Origin of the sequence: Pseudomonas sp. 18.1.10, from assembly GCF_024655625.1 — a bacterium.
GTDB lineage: Bacteria > Pseudomonadota > Gammaproteobacteria > Pseudomonadales > Pseudomonadaceae > Aquipseudomonas.
Map to the genome: position 1 here is coordinate 1 of NZ_JANLGL010000436.1, position 1,856 is coordinate 1,856.

Genomic DNA, 1,856 nt, shown 5'->3' on the forward strand with positions numbered 1-1,856 from the left:
GGGCTGCGAAGCGGCCCCAGAATTTTTGGGAGCGCTGCGCACTCCAGCGGGAGCAAGCTCCCTCGCCACAGGGTTCGGTGTGATTTTGGAGAGGGCTTATGAGTCGATATGCAGGAAAGCCGTTTCTGCGGCTGTTGGAATGCTACGTATTGGCCGCCATCGGTGAACTGAGCGATGAGCAACAGGCGACCTTGCGCGCCATGGAGCCCAAGCTGCACGAGGTGTACGGCGTGACGGGCAGTTGGCAGGCGGTGATCGAGGCACAAATGGATTTCCCCGCGACGGTCGCCGACAAGATCAGAGAGATATGGCGCACCAACGCCGAGAAGTTTGCCAGCGCCGGTACCCCGATCAACGCTGAAGACTTCGCGCAACACTTTGTGGACACCAATTTTCCTTAAGGACCCTCAATGAAACCCGCAAAACTCTCCCTGCAAGCCTTCCTGATGTCCTGCCTCGTGGCGGGCTGGGGCCTGGTCTACGTGGGCCGGATCAAATGGGCGATTTGGGTCGCGGCGATTTTGTACGGCGGCGTCGTATTGCTCGGCGTGTGTGGCCTGATCGCGTCGCCCATCGGGCTGTACGTGTTTGCCGCCTTCGCGATCGCGGTCAAGCTCGGTTCGGCGATTGTGGCGGCGGTGTTGGCGCGTCGCTACGACGGCCCGCCGGATGTGCCGCGCAAACGCTTCCACGCGCTGTATGTGGGCGTGTTGATGGTGCTCACCTTCGTGCTGCTGGAAGTGCTGCGGGGGCCGTTGCTGGGCTTCAAGAACTACTACATTCCGTCGGGCTCGATGGCGCCGACGCTGTCGATCGGCGACTACATCGTTTCCGATCTCAAGGCCGGTGCGCCGAAGGTCGGCGACATCGTGGTGTACCGCTGGAACGGCACCGAGGCGGTCAAGCGCGTGGCCGGCGTGGGTGGCGATACCTTGGCCATCGTCAACGGCGAGCTGATCCACAACGGCGAAAACCTCGGCCTGTTCCACGCCCCGGCCGACCGGGTGAACGGCGCCGCGTCGATGGAACTTGCGCCAGTTAAAGTCGAGCCGGGTCACGTCTACCTGCTGGGTGACAACCGCAACAACAGCAACGACAGCCGCTTCATGGGCCAGGTCGCGGTTGAGGATGTGGTCGGCAAGATCACCGGGATCTGGTTCTCCAAAGAACGGTCGCGCATCGGGACGACGTTCCCATGAACAGCACTTTCAACAGAACCTTGATGTTGCTAGGGCTCGTCGCACTCGCCGGCTGCCAGGGTGTGCCGTATCGCGGTGCCGAAGATCAGGCGCGAATCAACAACGACCTCGCCCTGGCAGCAACCCCGGCGCAGTTCATCCCGTTGCGCTGGGCGTATTCGAACTACGGCGTTCAAGACGGCGTACAGACCGAGGACGCGGTTGCAGTGGTGCAACCGGGGATGGTTACGCTGGTGGGGTATGAAGGCGGCCACTATGTGCGCAAGGCCAGTTTTCCGGTGGCGTCGGTGGATTGTGCCTACGTGTTTGACAGCGAGAGCAGTGATCGGCCGGTGTGGTTGCTGCAGCAGGAGCGCTACGTGTTCCTGTCGCCGAGCGACCATCGCGGCAATGGCGATAGGGCCAGGCGTCTGCAACTGGTCAAGCAACTGGCGAGCGGCGGTTTCAGGATCCAGACCGATGCCCAGGGCTCGGCGTACCGTGCGACCGGGAAGTCGGAGCGGCAGTTGGTGCTGAATACGGTGATTGGGCATCACATGGAGGACGTGGCCGAGAACCAGGCTTACAACGTGTGCCGGCCTCGATAAATCGGTTGCCTGGGCCACCGTTTTCGCGAGCAAGCCCGCTCCCACATTTTTGAATGTGTTCACAAATCAA

The 1,856-nt window shown here is 61.7% G+C and carries 3 protein-coding genes; all 3 read left to right on the forward strand.

Going from position 1 to position 1,856, the window contains the following annotated elements:
* Positions 1-98 precede the first annotated feature (98 nt).
* The 3 genes from NUV89_RS29520 to NUV89_RS29530 are packed head-to-tail and all read left to right on the forward strand — an operon-like array spanning position 99 to position 1,786.
* Positions 99-401, forward strand: a complete 303-nt coding sequence (locus tag NUV89_RS29520) for a hypothetical protein (protein ID WP_257784095.1) — start codon at positions 99-101, stop codon at positions 399-401.
* 9 nt (positions 402-410) lie between these two features.
* Positions 411-1,199, forward strand: coding sequence for a signal peptidase I (gene lepB, locus NUV89_RS29525; RefSeq protein WP_257784096.1), 789 nt, complete (start codon positions 411-413; stop codon positions 1,197-1,199).
* Entirely contained in the window at positions 1,196-1,786 is a 591-nt protein-coding gene (locus NUV89_RS29530; RefSeq protein ID WP_257784097.1) for a hypothetical protein, read from the forward strand. The genes lepB and NUV89_RS29530 overlap by 4 nt, the downstream gene beginning before the upstream one ends.
* Positions 1,787-1,856 lie beyond the last annotated feature (70 nt).

Coding starts and splice junctions, on each gene's coding strand:
- NUV89_RS29520 (WP_257784095.1), top strand. CDS start 99: ATGAGTCGATATGCAGGAAAGCCGTTTCTGCGGCTGTTGGAATGCTAC.
- lepB (WP_257784096.1), top strand. CDS start 411: ATGAAACCCGCAAAACTCTCCCTGCAAGCCTTCCTGATGTCCTGCCTC.
- NUV89_RS29530 (WP_257784097.1), top strand. CDS start 1,196: ATGAACAGCACTTTCAACAGAACCTTGATGTTGCTAGGGCTCGTCGCA.